Genomic DNA, 2,302 nt, shown 5'->3' with positions numbered 1-2,302 from the left:
ATCGGAGGAATAGTTATTTATTTTACCCAGTGGATGTGGGTTGATACCGTAATCGCTGTGTTAATTGGCTTCTGGGTCTTACCTCGAACTTGGATTTTATTAAAACAAAGTATTAATATTCTGCTTGAAGGAGTTCCTGATGAGATTGATATTGAGTCGTTAAGAAATGATTTATTGAAGCTAGAGGGCGTTGAAGGGATTCATCAGTTGAAAGTCTGGGCTATATCCTCAAAAAATATTCATTTAACTGCTCATTTGGTTGCTCCGAATAGCAATACAGATCAACTCTATCAAAAGGCCTTAGAAGTTCTAAAACATAATCATAATATTACTGAAATTACGTTACAAATAGAAAGTAAGGAATGTAATACATTGGAACAGCATAAACATTAAAGTGCTGCTCTTTCTACATAATGGACAGATGACTAGGCTGATAAACCTTACCATTTTCCTGTATTACACTTCTATTTATCACACGCACTTTAAACACCATCCTGAGACATTTTAAAATTACAAGAATGTAATTTATGAGTCCTCTGGGTGTTAATTCTTTAAAGTTAGAATATCTAACAAGTATTAAATGAGAGTAAATAAACATGCTATTCAAAAATAAATTTTGTACTAAATTACTGTTAATTAGTGCATTCTTTAGTATCGCAAGTTTTAGTTATGCAGATGGCGGCTTGTTATTTCTTGAAAAGAATTTAAAAGCTTCTAAAGTTGAAAATTCTAAACAAAAACAAGTTGAAAATAATGAATCAAATGAATCAAATGAATAGTTGGGTTGCATAAATAAATCAATTAGACTTATTTATTCAGCAATATAATTCCTGAATGAATAAGTTTATAACTAAAACCTATCACACCATTAGTTGAACTACATATAATTATAATATTAAAAATAAAGTATTTTTTTAATCCCATTTCAATGGGTCATCTTTATATATCTCAATTTATGTTGTAAACATACAATGTAATTTCTAAATAAAAATATCCAATTTTTTTAAATCACTTCAGGATATAAAGCTTTAGCTATGCCAAAGCCAATTAAACCTGCTATGGCTAAATATAGGGCTTTCATGTACCACATGCCCCAAAGTACAGTTATTTTATTTGCTGAAAACTTATGTACTGGCTGACTTAAAAAATTGGTTGTTTGGTTAAATGACTTTTCAGATGCTTCAAGAGCATAATAATTTAATGCGGGGAACAAGCAAGCAACCAATAAAATAGCGATTGCGGGAAACACAAATGCTTTAGGCAGACTAAATTTTATTGCGAATTATAAAGCCGCACCGGCACTGTTGCAAATAACCACGAATGGTAAGCTGAAGACTGTTTTAGCTAAAGGTGCAGCATATGAATCCTTTCCATGGTCGGCATTTTCAGGGCGAAATCATTCTTTGGGCTGTGCGCTGGTATTGTAAATATGGCATTAGCTATCGTGAACTGCAGGAAATGCTGGCCGAACGGGGTGTGAATGTTGATCACACGACTATTTACCGTTGGGTTCAACGTTATGCTCCTGAAATAGAAAAACGTTTACGCTGGTATTGGCGTAATCCTACAGATCTGAGCTCGTGGCATATTGATGAAACCTATGTAAAAGTGAATGGACGATGGTCTTATCTGTATCGTGCAGTCGATCAACGTGGCGATACCATTGATTTTTATCTTTCTTCTAGACGTAATACCAAATCAGCATATTGTTTTCTTGGAAAAATTTTAAATAATGTGAAGAAGTGGCAAATTCCACAAGTGATCAACACGGATAAAGCACCCACATATGGACGTGCTTTATCACGGTTAAAACGGGAAGGTAAATGTCCACCAGACCTTGAGCACAGGCAGATTAAGTTTAAAAATAACGTGATTGAATGTGATCATGGCAAGCTAAAGCGGATCATCAGGGCCACATTAGGATTCAAATCTATGAAGACGGCTTATGCCACAATTAAAGGTATTGAAGTCATGCGTGCACTACGTAAAGGACAAGCATCGTCATTTTATTATGGTCAGCCTCAGGGTGAAGTATGTCTAATCAACAGGGTTTTCGGTCTCTAAGTACTTTTTAAAGGGAACATCATCGACTCAAATCTCTATTTGCAACAGTGCCCAAAGCCAGTAACCATACGTAAAGACAGACGAAATAAGGATTTAATCATTAAGCAGCATTGGATGGCTGCGTCGGAGTAGGTTTGATTTCGCCCTTGTTTGCCTTTTGATGGAGCATACCATTGCGTAGCAGGATCAAACCAAATGGCAATATTTCCGCGACTCATGAGTGCTCGGTTATATGCGG

4 protein-coding genes and 1 pseudogene are annotated in these 2,302 nt (G+C 35.4%); 3 read left to right on the top strand and 2 right to left on the bottom strand.

The genetic code is table 11. The features are described 5' to 3' along the window. Together F955_RS16160 and F955_RS16155 are read left to right on the top strand one after the other, a co-directional pair. Positions 1 to 393 (top strand): cation diffusion facilitator family transporter (locus F955_RS16160; protein ID WP_034429874.1); only part of this gene is annotated, 393 nt, incomplete at its 5' end. Between the two features lie 203 nt (positions 394 to 596). Next, on the top strand, positions 597 to 779 hold the full coding sequence (locus F955_RS16155; protein ID WP_004897244.1) for a hypothetical protein: 183 nt from the start codon (positions 597 to 599) through the stop codon (positions 777 to 779). 224 nt (positions 780 to 1,003) lie between these two features. On the opposite strand, the gene F955_RS16150 is transcribed toward F955_RS16155, so the two are convergent. Then, positions 1,004 to 1,249 carry a hypothetical protein gene (locus F955_RS16150; protein ID WP_005407459.1) on the bottom strand — a complete coding sequence of 82 codons (246 nt, stop codon included), beginning with the start codon at positions 1,247 to 1,249 and terminating at the stop codon, positions 1,004 to 1,006. A 110-nt stretch (positions 1,250 to 1,359) separates the two neighbouring features. Between F955_RS16150 and F955_RS16145 the strand changes: the two genes are divergently transcribed. Continuing rightward, entirely contained in the window at positions 1,360 to 2,064 is a 705-nt protein-coding gene (locus F955_RS16145; protein WP_004897650.1) for an IS6-like element IS1006 family transposase, read from the top strand. A gap of 53 nt (positions 2,065 to 2,117) precedes the next feature. Here the strand turns inward: F955_RS16145 and F955_RS16540 are convergent. Beyond that, positions 2,118 to 2,302: pseudogene (locus F955_RS16540) on the bottom strand (transposase); the annotation flags it as partial.

Source organism: Acinetobacter schindleri CIP 107287, assembly GCF_000368625.1.
Lineage (GTDB): Bacteria > Pseudomonadota > Gammaproteobacteria > Pseudomonadales > Moraxellaceae > Acinetobacter > Acinetobacter schindleri.
This window is presented reverse-complemented; position numbering and strand designations above follow the sequence as displayed.